The 19,009-nt window shown below is 43.4% G+C and carries 16 protein-coding genes; 7 read left to right on the top strand and 9 right to left on the bottom strand.

From position 1 onward, the window contains the following. The first annotated feature begins 15 nt into the window (after nucleotides 1-15). Nucleotides 16-2,829: an XrtA/PEP-CTERM system TPR-repeat protein PrsT gene (gene prsT, locus ACYX4W_RS16055; protein WP_476073825.1), complete on the top strand. Its 2,814-nt coding sequence runs from the start codon at nucleotides 16-18 to the stop codon at nucleotides 2,827-2,829. A gap of 18 nt (nucleotides 2,830-2,847) precedes the next feature. On the opposite strand, the gene dld is transcribed toward prsT, so the two are convergent. From dld to rluD, 4 genes are all read right to left on the bottom strand, one after another. Next, entirely contained in the window at nucleotides 2,848-4,551 is a 1,704-nt protein-coding gene (gene dld, locus ACYX4W_RS16060; protein ID WP_476073826.1) for a D-lactate dehydrogenase, read from the bottom strand. A gap of 134 nt (nucleotides 4,552-4,685) precedes the next feature. Beyond that, entirely contained in the window at nucleotides 4,686-7,262 is a 2,577-nt protein-coding gene (gene clpB, locus ACYX4W_RS16065; RefSeq protein WP_476073827.1) for an ATP-dependent chaperone ClpB, read from the bottom strand. Between the two features lie 250 nt (nucleotides 7,263-7,512). Next, nucleotides 7,513-8,268 (bottom strand): peptidoglycan editing factor PgeF, encoded by a 756-nt coding sequence (pgeF, locus tag ACYX4W_RS16070; protein WP_476073828.1) that lies wholly within the window; start codon nucleotides 8,266-8,268, stop codon nucleotides 7,513-7,515. 16 nt (nucleotides 8,269-8,284) lie between these two features. Continuing rightward, complete coding sequence (gene rluD / locus ACYX4W_RS16075; RefSeq protein WP_334059725.1) at nucleotides 8,285-9,268, bottom strand: 23S rRNA pseudouridine(1911/1915/1917) synthase RluD; 984 nt, start codon at nucleotides 9,266-9,268, stop codon at nucleotides 8,285-8,287. 185 nt (nucleotides 9,269-9,453) lie between these two features. On the opposite strand from rluD, the gene ACYX4W_RS16080 reads away from it, so the two are divergent. Continuing rightward, nucleotides 9,454-10,218: an outer membrane protein assembly factor BamD gene (locus ACYX4W_RS16080; RefSeq protein ID WP_461851800.1), complete on the top strand. Its 765-nt coding sequence runs from the start codon at nucleotides 9,454-9,456 to the stop codon at nucleotides 10,216-10,218. Nucleotides 10,219-10,345: 127 nt separating this feature from the next. On the opposite strand, the gene ACYX4W_RS16085 is transcribed toward ACYX4W_RS16080, so the two are convergent. From ACYX4W_RS16085 to ACYX4W_RS16095, 3 genes are all read right to left on the bottom strand, one after another. Then, complete coding sequence (locus tag ACYX4W_RS16085) at nucleotides 10,346-11,089, bottom strand: ChrR family anti-sigma-E factor (protein ID WP_476073829.1); 744 nt, start codon at nucleotides 11,087-11,089, stop codon at nucleotides 10,346-10,348. Next, entirely contained in the window at nucleotides 11,082-11,693 is a 612-nt protein-coding gene (locus ACYX4W_RS16090; RefSeq protein WP_179983974.1) for a sigma-70 family RNA polymerase sigma factor, read from the bottom strand. The genes ACYX4W_RS16085 and ACYX4W_RS16090 overlap by 8 nt, the downstream gene beginning before the upstream one ends. Nucleotides 11,694-11,811: 118 nt before the next feature. Beyond that, nucleotides 11,812-12,387: an LON peptidase substrate-binding domain-containing protein gene (locus tag ACYX4W_RS16095; protein ID WP_474805845.1), complete on the bottom strand. Its 576-nt coding sequence runs from the start codon at nucleotides 12,385-12,387 to the stop codon at nucleotides 11,812-11,814. Nucleotides 12,388-12,645: 258 nt separating this feature from the next. Here ACYX4W_RS16095 and ACYX4W_RS16100 point away from each other — a divergent pair, with 258 nt between their 5' ends. Genes ACYX4W_RS16100 through ACYX4W_RS16120 form a run of 5 tightly spaced genes read left to right on the top strand, consistent with a single transcriptional unit; the run spans nucleotide 12,646 to nucleotide 17,081 of the window. Continuing rightward, nucleotides 12,646-13,089: a nuclear transport factor 2 family protein gene (locus ACYX4W_RS16100; protein WP_476073830.1), complete on the top strand. Its 444-nt coding sequence runs from the start codon at nucleotides 12,646-12,648 to the stop codon at nucleotides 13,087-13,089. After that, a complete protein-coding gene (locus ACYX4W_RS16105; RefSeq protein ID WP_476073831.1) occupies nucleotides 13,086-13,805 on the top strand; it encodes an SDR family NAD(P)-dependent oxidoreductase in 720 nt (239 codons plus the stop codon). The genes ACYX4W_RS16100 and ACYX4W_RS16105 overlap by 4 nt, the downstream gene beginning before the upstream one ends. 11 nt (nucleotides 13,806-13,816) lie before the next feature. Further along, complete coding sequence (locus ACYX4W_RS16110) at nucleotides 13,817-15,082, top strand: NAD(P)/FAD-dependent oxidoreductase (RefSeq protein ID WP_476073832.1); 1,266 nt, start codon at nucleotides 13,817-13,819, stop codon at nucleotides 15,080-15,082. After that, nucleotides 15,079-15,822 carry a DUF1365 domain-containing protein gene (locus ACYX4W_RS16115; RefSeq protein ID WP_476073833.1) on the top strand — a complete coding sequence of 248 codons (744 nt, stop codon included), beginning with the start codon at nucleotides 15,079-15,081 and terminating at the stop codon, nucleotides 15,820-15,822. The genes ACYX4W_RS16110 and ACYX4W_RS16115 overlap by 4 nt, the downstream gene beginning before the upstream one ends. Before the next feature lie 2 nt (nucleotides 15,823-15,824). Then, the gene (locus ACYX4W_RS16120) at nucleotides 15,825-17,081 is read left to right on the top strand and encodes a class I SAM-dependent methyltransferase (protein WP_476073834.1); all 1,257 of its coding nucleotides are present in this window, start codon (nucleotides 15,825-15,827) and stop codon (nucleotides 17,079-17,081) included. 127 nt (nucleotides 17,082-17,208) lie between these two features. Here ACYX4W_RS16120 and ACYX4W_RS16125 read toward each other — a convergent pair whose 3' ends face one another. Together ACYX4W_RS16125 and pomA are read right to left on the bottom strand one after the other, a co-directional pair. Continuing rightward, nucleotides 17,209-18,138 (bottom strand): flagellar motor protein MotB, encoded by a 930-nt coding sequence (locus ACYX4W_RS16125; RefSeq protein WP_179983981.1) that lies wholly within the window; start codon nucleotides 18,136-18,138, stop codon nucleotides 17,209-17,211. Continuing rightward, on the bottom strand, nucleotides 18,138-18,899 hold the full coding sequence (gene pomA / locus ACYX4W_RS16130) for a flagellar motor protein PomA (protein WP_012518934.1): 762 nt from the start codon (nucleotides 18,897-18,899) through the stop codon (nucleotides 18,138-18,140). The genes ACYX4W_RS16125 and pomA overlap by 1 nt, the downstream gene beginning before the upstream one ends. Nucleotides 18,900-19,009: the final 110 nt, after the last annotated feature.

The raw sequence follows: 19,009 nt of genomic DNA on the forward strand, positions 1-19,009 counted from the left end.
GTTTCGAAGGTTTATATGGATTTTTTAAATAATAAAAAGCGTGTTGTACAACGCGCTGTTGTCTCTGCAGTTGCCTCTTCATTAATCGCTTTCAACAGTTTTGCTACTACATCGGAAGATTACGAAAAAGCGCTCACCGCGTTTAATCAAAACGAATACGATGAAGCCTACATTCACCTTAAAAATAGCTTACAAAAAGACCCTGAAAACCTAGCTGCTAAAATACTAATGGGCGAGATACTGCTTATAAACGGCTACTTAACTGCGGCAGAAATGGAATTCGTAGAAGCGCTGGAAATGGGTGCCGATATAAACCTTCTGGCAGAGCCGCTTGGCAACACATGGTTGTTCTTGAACAAATACAAAGAGGTTGTAGAGTTTTCTGATTTAAACAAGCTGTCGGGTGATGCAGAGCGCGAGTGGCTTTTAATTCGTGCAACCGCGTGTATTAGACTGGAAGATGAGCAATGCGCCTTACGTGACTACAACACCATCGTTTCCCGTACGCCTAACTTCGTGCCTGCCATTAATGGTCTAGCCTCTATTGCCCTTCAAAATGAAGATTTATCTAAAGCAACGTCTTTTATCAACAAAGCCATGTCGTTAGAGCCAGAAAACGCTATCACATGGCGTTTGAAAGGACAGCTCGCATACCGACAAGGCGATAAAGACGCCGCAACCGCACATTTACAAAAAGCCCTGACGTTTAACCGCGATGACCCTATTGCCCTACGTAATCTAGTTGACTTGTATTTAGAGGCGAAAGACTACGATACAGCAAAGCTATTCGTTGATGAGATTATTGAGGATACACCTAACGATCCGTTAGCCATATTACTCAACAGTTGGCTACAAAGTAGAGACAACCAGCAAGCTATTGATAACGAGAAGCTAAAAGAACTTAACGATTTCATGGCACAGCTCGACCCTGAACTGATAACCTCTCAACCCATGTTGCTGTACATAAGTGGTTTAACGAACTTCTTTAACAACAACATGGAAACAGCCGCAAAAGACTTTAATGCCTACTTGCAGCAGGAGCCTGATGACCTACAGGCAGTATTGATGCTGAGCCAGGTCTATATGGCGACACAGCAAGATAAACAAGCGCTTGCCCTGCTTGAACGCCATCAAGATGCGTTGATGGAAGACCCTGACTCGGCACTTCTTCTAGGAGACTTATTTATTCGCCAAAACAAAGCGTTTAAAGCTGAACGCTTATTGCAAAACCTTGAATATAAGTACCCGAATGAGAACAAACTCCAGCTGTTTAAAATCAAATTGATGGCTGCCAGAGGTAAGCAGGACGAGGCGCTATCAATTCTTGAAAAGAATTTGCCGACCTACAAAGACAACGCAGGTTTTCTATTCACTTATTCATTAATGAATTTACAAGCGCAGCAATTCGATAATGCGCTGAAGGGTGCAAATTTACTAAGTAAGCTTTTTCCTGATGAAGCTGAAGTGTACAACCTAAAAGCCGGCATTTTGATTAGACAAGGTCAATTGGAGGAAGCTAAAGACAACATCGAGAAAGCGCTAGCGCAAAACCCTACCCTCTTTCCAGCAAAATTCAATTTAGCAGCTACAGAGAGTCGTTTAGGGAATGTTGACAAATCTAACCAACTTGTAGAAGAGTTACTTGACTTGTCCCCTCAGCATAACGAAACATTAATGCTTAAGGCGTTTAATTTAACCAAAGCGGGCAACGTAGAAGACTCAAAGCAAATTTACCTTGATATATTAACGCTCAGTCCTTCGAATATCGGTGCTAGAGAGCGCATTTCATCTTTATACCAGCAGCAAGGCGACATTAAGAACGCACTGTATCATTTAGATTTGCTTATAAAAGATGATTTCGACAATGCTGACTACCTTCTTCGTAAAGCTGCGCTTCAGCTATCAAATAACCAGCGAGCTGATGCGGAAAAAACGCTAAGCATTGTAAGAAACTTTATTAACGACGATGCTGGAAAGCTTATCGCTTATGCTGACCAAGCTCGCAATTTGGGAAATAACGAAAGCGCTCTAGGTGCCATGGCGCGCGCTTACGAAATAGCCAACACGAGTACTTTTGTAACTTTGCGCTATACCAGCTTATTGTTAGATTTACAGAAAAACGATAAAGCACAGTCGCTATTAGTGACCATTCCAGCAAATCAGCAACAAAACCCGGTCTACCACTTTCTGAAGGGAAGATTAGCTGCGAATAAAGGTAATAACGAAAGCGCGATTAACGCTTTCCAAAAAGCGCTAGAAGTCGACGCTTCTTTTGCACAGGCATTTATTGCGATCTACAACTATGCCTTAAATGAACAGTTTGTTGATGTATTTTTAAATACTGCCCGCAAATTGGTGAACGAAAATGAAAACAATTTGCTGGCGAAAAATCTATTAGCACAATATTTATTTTTTATTCAAGAATTCGACGAATCAACAGTACTCTATAAAGAGCTTATTGAAGAGCCAAACTTATTGAACCCTGCTGAGGCCTTCAACCGCTTAGCTATCATGCATATTGAAAAATCGCTAATTACCGCGAAAAACTATGCGCGACAAGCTTACGAACTGCAGCCTAATTCTTCGAAAATACTAGACACATTTGGGCACATCAAAGCGCTACAGGGAGATTATGAGGGCAGTCTTAAAATGCTTAGAGACGCTTTCGCAAGGGACGCTAATGACCCTAACATCCGCTATCACCTTGGCTACACGCTTGCAAAACTCAATAGAATTGAGGAAGCGAAAAAAGAGCTAGAGTATGCAGTAAATGTAGAGCGACCTTTCTTTAGACGTCCGCAGGCTAGAGCATTATTAGAGAGCCTGTAAGGCTCTCTACGCATAAAATTAAACACAGCACGAACAATTGCGTTTGTGCTTCTCCATCTTACCAATGCCTGGGTTAAAGGTATTGGTAGGGTCTAGTTTTCTATAAAACTGCTGTAGAGTGCTTTCTGCTTTATACAAATGCCCAACATTATGCTCGGCAGGATATTTGGCACCGCGGCTATCTAATAGTGCCAACATGTCTGCTTTTACTTTTTTGGCATCACTGCCCTTTTTAAGTATGTAGTCTTGATGAAAGACATGGCAAAAGAAATGGCCGTAATAAAGCGGCTTTTCTACATGTTTGGCTATGTGCTCAGGCAACTCCTCTACCCAAAACTCGTCATTGCGGCGCAACGCAATATCTAACGCTAAAATATCTCCGACTTGTTTGTCATGCATAATTTGGTAGCACACCGCAGCTCCCGCAGCGGCGAAACGTAGTAAAAAGGCTTTAGATGCTTCCTCTTCATTACAGATAAGGTAGTCACCATCTAGCTTCTCTTCAGTAAACAGTTTGGCTAAAAGTGTCTTCGCCTCTTCAATGCCTCCATCGCTCATCTTAAGAATAAGATGATGCTCGTATTTGTCGCGGTAGGTTCTCAAACTTGTAGGGATTTGGTTAGAGAAAAGCTTACTCCCAAACTGCATAACTCTATCGCTTAGGTAACGAGGCATAAAAGGCAGTTTGTTAAGCACAGCATCCACCCGCCCTTTTAGTGCAAACATTTTAGGTAGTGAATCAGTCCCCAAACGCTCAATACTCAATATCGTGTCTTTGCCATACACATCTGCAATATCAAACATTTCTCTATGCAGGTATTCACCTACTTCAGGAATGTTTTCAAACGTCGACAGAATGTCTCTGCGAATACGGGTAAGTACAGCAGCATCGTTTGTACCGATATAAAACGTTTGTTCTTTTTTAGGCACTTCGAATGTATCTAATCGCACGGCAAAAACGGCAATTTTACCCGCGCAACCGCTGGCTTCATATAGTCTTGATGGGTCGGCATTGAAGCGACTAGGCGTACTAGCATTTACATCTCGAACGATTTCTTCATAGTCACTGGCTGACGCTTTTTTACTCGTTTCTGGGAGGGATTTTGAAAAGTTGCCTGATGCGAGATTACCGATAATTTCTTCAGGTGTTTCACCCAAGTCTATCCCTAAATGATTAACCAGCTTTAAATCACCGTTAGCATCGATTTGAGCAAATAGCGACAACTCCGTATAAGCGGGGCCTCGTTTAACCAATGCGCCGCCAGAATTATTAGCTACACCACCAACGATAGACGCCCCCAAACAGGACGATCCAATCACCGAATGTGGCGCGCGGCCAAGGGGCTTTAACATTTTTTCAAGCTTAAACAAGGTTGCCCCAGGAAAACTCAACACTTGGTTACCGTCGTTTATTAGAACGACATCATCCATGGCTAAGGTGTTAATTACCACCACCGGCCTATCATAATCATCACCGTTCGGGGTAGAACCTTCGGTCAAACCGGTTTTTGCAGCCTGCATAATGATGATGCAGTTGTATTCAACGCAAACCTTAAGCACTTCCCAATATTGCATTAGCGTATTTGGAAACAGTACGGCCAATGCCTCACCTTCACCCGAGCGCCACCCTTTTCGGTAGTGCTCAGTTTGGCGTTTTCCAACGGCAAGGTTGCTTTCCCCGAGTACGCGTTTAAATGCGTTAATAATTGGGGCTGTTTCCATGTATGACTCCTAACACTCACGCTGAAATTACTTTAGCAGAGTAAACTAAAGGAAAAGACAGTGCCAAGGCAATAATAAAGCAATAAAAAAGGCACTGTTTCCAGTGCCTTCGAATTAAAGACTTGGTCTGCTGATTAACTGCTTACTACAAATAGACCGCTTTCGTCAGCATCAATGCGAATAGTGGATTCCGGTATTAGTTCACCCGCCAGCAATTGCTGGGCGAGTGGATTTTCCACCTGCACCTGTATCGCTCGTTTAAGCGGCCTTGCGCCAAACACAGGGTCGAAACCTGCATCGGCTAACTTGTCCATAGCTGCGGCAGACAAAGTAAGTTTGTAACCTTTTTCCGCCAATCGTGCTCTTAAGGAAGCAAGCTGAATTTTAGCAATAGACTTAATTTGCTCTTTGCCCAACGGATGGAATACCACAATATCATCCACACGGTTGATGAACTCGGGCCTGAAGTGCTGCCCTACTACGCTCATTACCGATGCTTTCATATCGTCATACTGACTTTCGTTGTGCTTATCTTGAATGATGTCCGAACCCAAATTAGATGTCATGATCACAACCGTATTTTTGAAATCTACGGTGCGGCCTTGTCCATCAGTCAGTCTGCCGTCATCCAGCACCTGAAGTAAAATGTTGAATACATCAGGATGTGCCTTTTCAACCTCATCCAATAAAATTACGGAATAAGGCTTGCGACGCACCGCTTCGGTTAAGTAGCCACCCTCCTCATAGCCAACGTAGCCAGGAGGCGCACCTACTAAACGAGCGACCGAGTGTTTTTCCATAAACTCAGACATATCGATACGCACCATGGCGTCTTCAGTATCGAACATAAAGCCAGCCAAGGCTTTGCAGAGCTCAGTTTTACCTACGCCCGTTGGACCTAGAAACAAGAATGAGCCAATTGGACGGTTTGGATCGGCAAGCCCCGCACGTGAACGGCGAATAGCATTTGATACTGCTTCAACGGCTTCTTCTTGCCCTACTACACGTTTATGAAGGACATCTTCCATACGCAACAGCTTCCCGCGCTCGCCTTCAAGCATTCTCGCTACAGGAATACCTGTCCATCGCGAGAGCACATCTGCAATTTCAATATCCGTTACTTTATTTTTAAGAAGCGTGGTCTCACGGGTTTCATTTTCAGCCGCCTGTTCGAGCTTGGCTTCAAGCTCAGGAATACGGCCGTACTGAAGTTCCGACATACGATTCAAATCAGATGCTCGACGGGCAATTTCTAAATCTAGCTTTGCTTGTTCAAGTTCCCCTTTGATGGTTTGGGTACCCTGCATGGCATCTTTTTCATCTAGCCATACTTTTTCAAGCTCTGCATACTTGGTTTCTGCTTGCTCGCGCTCAAGTTCAATCATTTCGAGGCGCTTATGACTCGCATCATCTGTTTCTTTGGCCAGAGCTTGCTCTTCCAACTTAAGCTGGATAATCCTGCGCTCCAAACGGTCCATATCCTCTGGCTTAGAGTCTATTTGCAAACGAATGCTAGAGGCCGCTTCATCAATAAGGTCGATGGCTTTATCGGGCAATTGACGGTCACTAATATAACGATGCGACAAACTTGCCGCTGCGACAATAGCTGGGTCAGTAATATCTACGGAGTGATGGAGTTCATAACGCTCTTTTAAGCCTCGAAGAATAGCAATAGTGTCCTCTACGCTTGGCTCTTCAACCAATACTTTCTGAAAACGGCGTTCTAGCGCAGCGTCTTTTTCAATGTACTGACGATATTCGTCTAGCGTGGTTGCCCCCACACAGTGAAGTTCACCGCGTGCCAGCGCCGGTTTAAGCATATTCCCCGCATCCATGGCGCCATCGCCCTTCCCTGCACCTACCATGGTGTGCAGTTCGTCAACGAATAGAATGACGCGGCCTTCTTCTTTAGCCAATTCGTTAAGAACGGCCTTTAAACGTTCTTCAAACTCACCGCGGTATTTAGCCCCAGCCACTAACGCGCCCATATCTAGGGCAAGAACGCGCTTGTTCTTCAATCCTTCAGGCACTTCACCGTTAATAATGCGCTGCGCTAACCCTTCTACAATCGCCGTTTTACCTACACCAGGCTCACCAATAAGCACGGGGTTGTTTTTTGTTCTGCGCTGCAGAACTTGAACGGTACGGCGAATTTCGTCATCACGTCCAATTACCGGGTCGAGCTTGCCTTGTTCCGCTCGCTCAGTTAAGTCTGTGGTGTACTTTTCAAGGGCCTGGCGCACATCTTCAGCGTTAGGGTCTGTCACCTTCTGTCCGCCACGCATATCATCTATCGCGCTTTCAATAGCGTCTTTGGTGATATTCAAACTTTTAAGGATCTCACCCAATCGCCCTTTATCTTCAAGGGCTGCTAACACGAAGATCTCCGACGTTATATATTCGTCTTTTCGTTGCTGAGCAATCTTGTCGCAAAGGTTAAGTAAAATGCCACTGTCTTTGCTTAATTGAACATCACCACCAATGCCTTCAATTCTAGGTAAACGTTCAATAGCCTGACTCAAAGCAGAACGAAGTGCGTTAACATTAATGTTAGCTTGATCAAGCAACGGGCGTACTGAACCACCTTGCTGATTCAGCATGGCGGTCATTAAGTGGACAGGTTCAATGTATTGATGATCTCGCCCCAATGCGAGTGATTGAGCATCGGATATCGCGAGCTGAAATTTACTGGTAAATCTATCTAGTCTCATAATCTCAACCTAATAAGTGAACAACTATACCTGCGGTAACACACCGCGATTACGAACATTTTAACTCTCGCGGAGTGGGCAATGCTCTATGAGGAATGGTATTGCTTATGTTCTAGTTATGTAGGCTGCGCAATTGTGATTCAAGTATGAGATTGAAAAGTTAGCCAAAAAGATAACAAATACTGTAGAAACTTTGATGTAGCGCAAATAAATGATGGGATTAAGAACTAATGCCCATAGGATTAGATATCTAAAGCATACCTATTACGCTGACCATGCGCCCAGTTTTGCGTTTGTTTTGATGAGTGGCTCTCCGATGCGAATAGAAGCGTCGCTCGTCAGTGTAAGTACACAGGTTACTTTGCGTGATATCTTCAACACCAGCTTGCTGCAATTGCATCTGTGCAACTAAAGGTAAATCTAAAAGGTATTTACCCTCATTACTACTATTGGCAACGGCGCCGGCTACATGGCGAAATTTACTCGCCAGTTGAGCATCCACTTCATAGCAAGAACCGCTGATTGCGGGGCCTATCCAAGCCATGATTTTATTTGCATCGCAGTTAAATTGCCCAACAGCATTTCTGATAATATTAGTCTCAAGCCCTTTCCACCCCGCATGAACTGCTGCCACTTCTTGTCCACTCTCATCACATAATAGGATGGGCACACAGTCAGCAGTCATTACGGCGCAAAAATATGAATTGGAAGAAGAATACGCTGCATCAGCAGTAGTATCCACACTTGGCAGTGACACCACGCGATTGCTGTGTATTTGCTCTAGCCACGTTATCTTTTCGCTGTGTGGAATCAGGCTTCTATTGGCTTTAACTAGTAAAAGATCATCTCCCACGTGCGCACCAACATTTAAGCCTGCAAAATCTCCCATACTAGCGCCCCCCAACCTTGTCGTTGTATAAGCGACAATATTAGAGGGGCATGACCACGCAGGCGTAACCAAATCCAGCGTGGATGAAAGAGGTGAATTTGCAGCTGACCACGTCATAAGCCCTACTCCATGCTTAAAGCATATCCTGAGGATTGTCCGCGGTGTCCTTTTTCACGGCTTTAAGCAAGTCCTGCATGTCTTGTGGCAGAGGTGCCTTCCAGGTCATCCACTCTTCGGTCTCAGGATGGAATAGCGATAGCTGAGCGGCATGTAACGCTTGGCGCTGGAATCCGCGAAGCGCAGCAATAAATTCCTCAGACGCACCTTTAGGTAAACGCGGACGCCCGCCGTACACCTGATCGCCTAACAGCGGATGCTTTATATGCGCCATATGCACGCGTATTTGGTGCGTACGACCAGTTTCAAGCTTTAAACGCAAATGAGTATAAGCGCGGAACTTTTCAATAACGCGATAATGCGTTACTGCTGGTTTACCCATTTCGCGAACTGCCATATGCGTGCGCTTTGTGGCATGCCTACCGATAGGTTCATCTACAATACCACCCGCAACCATAGTACCCAGAGCAATAGCTTCATATTCACGGCTCATCTCGCGGCGCTGTAGCTGGTCAACAAGGTGCGTTTGCGCAGGTATTGTTTTTGCTACTACCATTAAGCCCGTAGTGTCTTTGTCAAGACGGTGGACAATGCCTGCACGTGGAACTTTGTCAATTTCGGGATAGTGATTTAGCAATGCATTAAGCACTGTACCGCTTGGATTTCCCGCGCCAGGATGCACGACCAAATCAGCAGGTTTATTTATTACCAAGATGTGCTCATCTTCATAAACAATATCTAGCGCAATGTCTTGCGCAACACTTGTTACCTGCACGTCCATTTCAGCTTGTACAGTAATGAGTTCATCCATTTGCATTTTGTGTCTTGGGACGGTGATCACTTCACCATTTACCGCAACATTTCCGTCCTGAATCCAAGTTTTTAACTTAGAACGAGAATATTCAGGGAACAAATCAGCCAAAACCTGATCTAAGCGTAAACCAAAATGCGCAGCTTCCGTTGAAGCTTCTAGTTGTATTGTGTTCGGCGACTGTGTCATAACACCATTGATTACGTCTAAAAAAGGGTATTATAACAAGTATTCACGCTGTACACTGCCTTGTTTACGTTTTTGTATGGTTTTTCTCGTCGTTAGTACGTTAGAATGCAATTAAAGTGTTGTTGTTTAACACATGAGCTTAGACAGCGAAGTATTAAACTGTTTAGCAGGAAAATAGAATTATTATGAAATCATTTCGTCTACTGGCTCCCGTTTTATTGGGCGCTATGGTATCTGTCGCAGGATGTAGTTCTTCAGATAAAGAAGAGAAAGCCGTTTTAGCTAACATGGGTGCACAGCAACTGTACGACAGAGCAAAGCAAAGCATGGAGGTCGGTAACTTTAGCGCGGCTGCTCAAACGTTAAGTGCGCTAGATTCCCGTTACCCGTTTGGTCCACTGTCTCACCAAGTACAGCTAGATCTTATTTACAGCTACTATAAGTCGGGTAAGAACGAAGAAACACTTGCCACTATCGACAGATTTATCCGTCTTAATCCTAATCATTCGGATGTTGACTACGCTTATTACATGCGTGGCTTAACTAACATGGAATCAGACAGCAACCTATTCCAAGAGTTAATGAACATCGATCGTACGGATAGAGACCCTTCAAAATCCCGCGCAGCGTTTGAAGACTTTCGTCGTTTGATTCAGCAGTATCCAGACAGCAAGTATGCGGCTGATGCGAAGCAGCGTATGGTTCATATTAAAGATCGCTTAGCGCGTTATGAAATTGCTATAGCACGTTTTTATATGAGACGAGAGGCTTACGTTGCTGCTGCCAACCGTGGTCGCTATGTTATTGAGCACTTCCCGAACACTACGCAGGTCCAACAGGCCTTGGAAATTATGGTTTCAAGCTACGAGCAGCTTGGTCTTACAGAGCTTCGTGATAACGCAATGAAGACACTTAGACTTAACTATCCGGACAGCGAGTTTATTAGCTAGTCGAAGAGAGTTTGAGACGCGAACGACTATAGAACATTAATAATTAAAACGAAAAAACGCACTTAAGTGCGTTTTTTGTTATTTAGCGATTGTAAGCACAGTAGCTGATAAGCAACTGTTTTAAACCTTAGCGGAAGAAAAGGTGGCTAAATGGGTTTAATAGTCTCGCTAAACCGGAAGTAAAGTGTAATGGCTGATCTACAATGCTAAACACTAAGCAACCGTCTTTTCCTTCAGCCCTGGGAGTATGGGTTTTTTCACCATCCATGAAAATGAAGTCGCCAGTATCGTAACGGCTGAGCCCGTCACTAAATTCGCCATCAATAACTAACGTGTACTCTGTTCCTCTATGAGTATGCTCTGGCACACTTCCGCCACCGCCCATAAATATAAAATTGGCTACGCCCTGATTACCTAAATCAACCGGGGCCTGCCATAGCTTACCGACTAAACTTGACCAGTTTCCAGTCTTGTCGATATATCGGTGAAGGGTTCGAGGTAAAGTAAACGTTCTGCCATCCAATTCAATAGAACTTAAATTTTCTGATTTAGATGGTGCCCGAGGCTTTTTAAACGTCTCTCGATATTCAGAAACGTTGGCAGTATCAACACCGCCATTCGGTGATTGTGGGAGTTGGGTGATTTGTGAAAACATATCGCCAAACTGAAGCGAAGCATCAGAAGTCGCGAAAGCATTCTCACTTACAGCTGACACCATTTGTGCAGCTAAGCTTTCTGTTTCGATCTCAACAAATCGTTGGCACTTCGGACACATATCGCAATGTGCCGAAACCATCAAAGATATAGCAGGTGACAGCGTGCCCTCAACGAAATCTTTAAGTTGTTGGGCACTGGGATGAAACCTAATCATTATCGTTTAACATGACCTTTAATCGTTGAAGCGCCAAACGCGTACGGGACTTTACCGTACCTAACGGAATAGAAAGTTCGTCGGCAACTTCTTGTTGAGACTTGCCATCAATGTAGATAGCTTCAACTACCGCTTTTTGTTTTACCGGCAGTGATTCAAACAAGTGACCAATTTGCTCTAAAGTAACTTGCTCGTCAAGCGGCGCTTCATTAGCATCCGCAGTTTGCTCACAAAGCACTGGCCACAAATCATCAGAACACACGTCTTCTTTTCGGTTCTGTAGCTTACGCAACATGTCAAAACGTATATTACGCGCAATTGTAAAAATCCATGTCGATGGAGACCCTTTCTCGGCATTAAAAAGATGTGCTTTTTGCCAAACGTTTGACATGGTGTCTTGAACAAGTTCCATCGCTAACGCCTCATTTCCCATTTGTTTCAATGCATATGAGCGCAAGCGAGGTGCGAAATAGTTAAATACTCTAGCAAAGGATCGTTTGCATCTGGCGTCAGCAACCGCCACAAGGTAATCAGACATTTCAGTAGCACATTCTTTAGGTTTGATTGTGCTGTTACTTTGTTCCAAAGGAATTCCAACTAACATAAGATTCGTCCGCTTTTCCGTTTTGGTTGTATCATTCTACGACGTTCTGACTTAAAACGATTGCGAAAAACGCAAATGTTGGATTACGAATTTGTAATGTCAATTTCAACTCTCAATATTAAGCGATTAGTGCAGAGAGATAATTTAGCAAACTAGTACATTCTCTTTGCGCTAAAAAATGCTGCTTTTGCGAGCCATCGACTGGCAATAACTCTAACCATCGATTTAATACCCAGTTGGGACAATTAAATTTCGGTGATTCATACAACGACGCCAGTTCTTCGTAATTTCCAAATATTTCTTTAAGCCGCTCGTCCATAGGCGCTATTTGTTGAGGGGCCAAATCGCATTTCCAAGGTTCTAACACCTTACAACTTCCAGTGCGAAGGCCATCTTTTTCAACTTCAATGCTACTTACCTCAACTAAATGAGAACCAGCAACCTTTATGCCAAGCAAACCATCGTCGAGCATATCAAAGTCGACAACCTGTGCGTATGTCCCTATTTTATGGATGTGTTCGTTTGAGCCTTTGTCTCCGTTTGCGTTTAGCATACACATCACAAAGCCTTTATTTTCGGCGCATGCCTGCTTAACCATACGCACATATCTAGGTTCAAAAATACGCAATGCCATTCTGCCTTCAGGCAAAAGGTGCGCAGATAAAGGAAATAAGGGAAAACGTTCTACACTCATACTCAACACTTCCGAAAACACGGAAATACTTACGCGACTGAGTACAAATAGGATCGAATGGGAAAATTTTTCACGGATAAACGGAGAAACATGATCTTAAGTTCAGCAATTAATGTAATTTAGTTTTTGTATAAAATTACTAACAGATTTTAGATCAGAGACTTGCAGTCAATAATTAAAAAAATTTTTGTAAGGTTCAGAGAAAATCATAACTGAATGATTTATCAGTACTCAAGATTTTAATGTAAAGGAAGCTGTATGGATGTCATCGAGCGCTTTTGTAAAATTTACACAGATATATGTCAGATATCCCCAGATGACTTGGAAGACATCTATGCCAGTAATATTAAATTTATAGACCCCATCACTATGCACAGCGGGATAGACGAAGTTAAAAGTTATTTTTCTAACCTTCTTACACAAGCCGAAACGTGCAAGTTTGATATAGCAGACATCCTCTACTGTTCTCAACAAGCCGGCCATAGTCAATCCAAGGTGACTCACGTTGTAAATTGGACAATGACCCTCGTACTGAAAAACAATGCGAAAAAGATCACGCTAGACGGTACAACACAACTTGGTGTTGACGGTGACATCATCATCTACCACAAAGATTATTATGATTTGGGCGAAATGGTTTACGAACACGTACCTATCTTAGGTTTTATAATCAAAAAGATAAAAGGGAAGCTGGCAAAATGAAGAGTATCTTAATTACTGGCGCAACATCTGGAATAGGTAAAGCATTAGCAATCAAGTGTGCCGATAATGGGTATAGTGTCATTGCTTGTGGAAGAAACAAAGAAGCCCTTGATGAACTTAGCAAATATAGCAATATTAGCGGTTGTCAGTTTGATGTGTCAGATCTAGAAGATACGAAGCGAGCATTAGCAAATGTTAGGTTTGATATTGCTGTACTCAATGCTGGTACTTGTGAATATGTAGACCTTGAAGATTTCGAGCCAGACATGTTCCGCCGAGTTTTCGAGCCTAATTTCTTTGGCGTAGTTCACTGTGTTAACGCGCTACTCCCACAATTGAAAGATGGCGACAAGTTGGTCATAGTCGACAGTATGGCTCGTCTATTACCTTTCACACGCACTCAGGCCTACGGCTCTAGTAAAGCTGCCCTTCACTACTTCACGAAGTCCTTAGAAGTCGATCTTCACCATAAAGGCGTGAAAGTACAGGCAGTCTCACCAGGGTTCGTTGAAACACCTTTGACTGACAAAAACGACTTTGAAATGCCGATGAAAATTAGCGCTGACGAAGCCGCTGAAGCTATGCTTAAAGGAATAGAAAATAATAAGCAAACCGTTTTCTTCCCTCGTTTCTTTGGGTTTATCCTACGCTTTATGCATATATTGCCTACGCCAATTCAAAGACGCCTATCCTTGGCCATGCGAGAAAAACAATAAGAGAAGTAAAAATGAATAATAAGATTGCCATCATAGGCACAGGTATTTCAGGGTTAACCTGCGCACACCTTCTAAACCGACAGAACGACATCACAGTTTATGAAGCGAATGACTACATTGGTGGTCATACGGCAACAAAGAAAATCGATGATAATGGTCAGACTCATCACATTGATACCGGCTTTATCGTTTTCAATGACTGGACCTACCCTAACTTCATTAAGCTTATTACTCAGCTAAACGTTGACTACCAACCAACAGAGATGAGCTTCTCTGTTATGAGTAAAAAAGCAAACTTAGAATACAATGGTAATAACTTAAACAGCTTGTTTGCACAGCGACGTAACATTCTTCGACCTAAGTTTTGGCGCATTGTTAAAGACATACTGACGTTCAATAAAGCGTGTAAAGCCATGGTGGCTGAAGAGCGCGACACGTCTTCGTTAACGCTGGAAGATGTTATTAAAGAATTAGGGCTAAGCGACGATTTCGCGCGCTACTATATACTACCTATGTGTGCCGCTATTTGGTCTAGTAGCCTAGAACAAACGAGGAAGTTTCCATTAACCTTCTTCTTGCAGTTTTTTAATAATCACGGCCTGCTCAATATTACCGACCGACCACAGTGGTACACGATTAAAGGTGGCTCTAGCCAATATATACCGCCATTGGTTGCACCATTTGAGTCTAAAATTAAATTATCTACGGCTGTAGTTTCTGTGGCCAAACGCGATGATAAGTGGGAAGTTACTGATTCATCTGGTGCAGTTGCGACGTTCGATCATGTCGTGTTTGCGTGTCACAGCGACCAAGCGTTAAAAATGATTCATTCCCCTACTTCACTGCATAGAGATATCCTTGGCAATATTCCTTTTGCGGAAAATGATGTAGTCATGCACAAAGACACAGGCCAATTACCAAAGAGAAAGTTAGCGTGGGCAAGTTGGAACTACAGCTTAAAAGAGGATGCAAGCGAGGAAGCCCGCCCCGCTTCTGTCACCTACAATATGAACATTCTCCAGCGATTAGAAGCGGAGAATACGTATTGCGTAACGCTCAATAATACGCCTGAAATTGACAACAAGAGTATTTTGCGAAGCTATCAATACGCTCACCCTCAGTACAGTGCCAACATGGTTGAAGCGCAGTCACGTAGAAGTGAGATTTGCGGCGTAGATAATTTACATTTTTGTGGCGCATACTGGTACAACGGTTTTCATGAAGACGGCGTTACCAGTGCACTAGACGTTTGTGCTCGTTTTGGTGAAACACTGTGATAGAAAGCGCGATATATAAAGGCAAGGTATATCATCAACGTTTCAAGCCTACCCAACACAAGTTTGACTACGACATTTATCTGTTTTGGTTAAAACTGGAAAGTGAGGAACTGAAAGTGCTATCGGATACGCTGAAGTATTTTAGCGCGCACACCAAAGCACGAGTTCGATTCAAGCGAGAAGACTATCTAGGTGACCCTTCCATTTCTTTGAAACAAGCCGTGTTGCAAAGAATGACCGAATTAAATGATGGTAAAGCGCTAAGCGGCGACGTTTTTATGCTAGGTCAGTTACGCATGTGGGGGCTGTATTTCAGCCCAGTTAACTTTTATTACCTTCGCAATGCTGAGGGTAAATATACTCATATGCTTGCTGAGGTTAGCAATACTCCTTGGAATGAGCGCCATCACTATCTGGTAAACCTAAACAGCCAAGCCGATACACCTAAGGCTTTTCACGTGTCGCCTTTTAACCCTATGGATATGACCTATAAATGGTCGATTTCCCAGCCTTCGTCTAGACTTTCTTTAGCGATGGATTGCGTAAGAGAAGACAAAGAATTTAGCGCTGGGATTAATTTGACTAAATTTACTTTAGATAATGCGAATCTATCTGCCGCACTTAAACGTATACCCAGTATGACGATAAAAACCGTGGCCGGAATTTATTGGCACGCGCTTAAGCTATTGCTGAAACGAACGCCACTATATACACACCCAGAAAAGAGTCAGGAACAATAACAATGTCTTTCGGTGAATCTGTACTACTGACCACCTCAGAGGTCTCTTTTGTAGATAAAACTTGTAGAACACTATTTTTGAAGTGTTTAAATCAGCTTCCATTTGGTCGCTTAACTATTCAAGAAAACGGCGATGTCGTGGCGCGTTTCGGCACAGACGAAAGTGACTTGCGCGCTACAGTAAATATCAAAAATGTGCAAGCCTATCGACAGTTATTACTTGGCGGCAGTGTGGGCGCTGGCGAGGCGTACATGGACGGGTTATGGGACAGTGACGATGTAACAGCCGTAGTAAGGATTTTCGCACGAAACTTACCCACCCTTGATGAGTGGGAAAATAAGTTTAAGTGGCTAACCATGCCCATTAATAAAATTCAGCATTTTGCGCGTCGAAACACAAAAGACCAAGCTAAAAAGAACATTGAAGCGCATTATGATTTGGGTAATAAGCTTTATACCCGGTTTCTTGACCCGACAATGATGTATTCATCAGCTATATACCCTGACCCGAATGCAACGCTAAACGACGCGCAGAATTACAAACTGAAAGCCATCTGTGACAAATTACAACTTACCGAAGCAGACCACCTCTTAGAGATAGGTACTGGCTGGGGCGGCCTTGCAGTTTATGCTGCGAAACATTACGGCTGCAGTGTCACCACCACGACTATTTCAGAAGAGCAGCACGCATGGGCGAAAGATTGGATTGAACGGGAAGGATTAGAAAGTAAAATTACCTTACTTAAAAAAGATTATCGTTTGCTTGAAGGTAAATATGACAAACTAGTATCCATTGAAATGATTGAAGCGGTTGGCAAAGAGTATTTAGGAAACTTTTTTGAAAAATGTGCTTCTCTTTTGAAAGACGACGGACTTATGTTACTTCAGTCGATAACCATCGACGATAGACGTTATGACAGCTACTCAAAGAGCGTAGACTTCATACAGAAATACATTTTCCCGGGTGGTTTTTTACCATCGCAATACCAGTTAAATGCACACCTTAAAAAGTACACGAATATGATGATCCGTGACTTACATGACATTGGTGTGGACTATGCAAAAACGCTAAACCATTGGTATGAAGCATTTATCTCGGCGAAAGATGAATTATTGAATGATGGTTACGACGAACGCTTTATGCGTATGTGGACCTATTACCTCAAATACTGCGAAGGTGGCTTTTTAGAAAGAACCATTAGCACTGTACAACTTGTTATATCTAAACCTCAGTACAGAGAAGAACTAGCTAGAGTTTGATTGTCGTTGCTGGGTAGGTAATTATCTATGCGGATTGGTATGAGTACCCAGCAAGCAATTTTAAACCAAAAAGCGGTGCCATATGGCACCGCTTTTTAGTGGATATTGTAATTCAAAAGAGTACCGCTTAATCGTCTACCACTGATATAGGTTTGGATATCATTGGTTTACCTTGGTTAATATTAATTTCCACTCGGCGATTCTTAGCTCTATCACTCGCGGTCGTGGCATTTTCGACGATAGGATTAGTATCAGCTTTGCCAACCACAGACATACGGCTTTCATCAAACCCAGGCGCTGTCCGCATAGCTTCGGCCACCGCTACTGCCCGTTGTGATGATAAATCCCAGTTTGAGCGATAGAGCTCATTGGCAATATGCTGTCCGTCACTATGGCCCGAAATCTCGATTTCTCCAGGCACATCCGCTAACAATGAACCAATTTTTCTTAATACGGGCTGAAATTGTGGCTGCAAGAAAGCAGACCCTGCTGAGAACGAACCATTCTCGCGAATACGAATAGTAAGCTGCTGCCCCAGCGACTCCATTTCTACCGACCCATCTAAAATTTGCTTTTCTAATTGTTGGGCCACTTTTTTCATCAACTCAGCCATTTGAGATTGGTCTGTACTTTGCTCAGCGGATGAAGATGACTCAGTAGCCGTTTGTTGAGACTGACCGCCCCGTTGTTCGCCACGCTGCTTTTGCCTGCCGCCGGCCGAGTCCTCGTTTCCAGCTTGGAACTCTAGCATTTGTTGGGTCATTTCGTTGGTTTGCTGCTGAATGGACTCAATTGGTGTTGGGTCGGGTTTACCCGGGCGAAACTCCATGGCTATAACGCTAGTGCCCTTTGGAATATCTTTTACTTCGATTTTGTTTTGTACACCGAATGCAAACTTCATTGAGCCAGCTATTTGCTTAAATTTAAGTACGTCCATTTCGGAGAATGAAAGCAAAAGTACAAAGAAGCACATAAGCAGTGACATTAAGTCTGCGAAGGTTCCCATCCAAGCTGGAAGCCCCTCGGGGGGGCATTTTGGGCATTCTTCTTCGGCCATTACTCTTCCTCTGCGCTTCCACGCTTACTTGCAGCAAGGTAGTTTTTCAGTACGCCTTCAATAACTCGCGGGTTTTGACCGTCAGCGATACCGACAATACCGTCAAGAACAAGGCTTTGATTGAGCTTTTCTTCCCCTGCTCGCACAGAAAGTTTGAATGCTATTGGCAAACAGATAACGTTGGCGAAAAAAGCGCCATACAGCGTGGTGAGTAGTGCTACCGCCATTGCCGGGCCGATAGCTTTCGGGTCATCCATGTTTGACAGCATGGCAACCAAACCAATCAAGGTACCGATCATACCCATGGCGGGTGCAATATCGCCCATACCTTTAAAAAACGAGGCACCAAAATCATGTCGTTCTGACGTCATAGAAATATCTTTAGCAAGTGTCTCTCTGACCACTTCGATATCGTGCCCATCCACCAACATGTCGACACCTTTTTGCATAAACTCGTTAGAGATTTCCGCTTCCTCTAAAGCCAAGAAGCCACCTTTTCGCGCCGCATCCGCCATCTCTACGATTTTCTCAATAAGCTCTTCTGGTGATTCAATCTTGAACATGAATGCTTTACCAGCAATCTTACCTGCACCGAAGAACTGACCTAAAGTAAATTGTGACAAGACAACAAATAAAGTCCCACCAAACACGATCAATATCGATTGGACGTCGATGAACATGCCTAAGCTGCCGCCTAGAATCATAGCCATAACTATGAAACCAATGGCGCCCAACATACCTATGACGGTTGCTAAATCCACTCACTCTTCCCCATTTATGCGCAGTCAGTGCTGTTAATGTACAAATATTCTATCGGCAAAGGATAAAAATACTAAAACGACATTATTGAAAAATATCATATTTATTTGTT

The organism is Alteromonas sp. ABH4_454, from assembly GCF_056311775.1.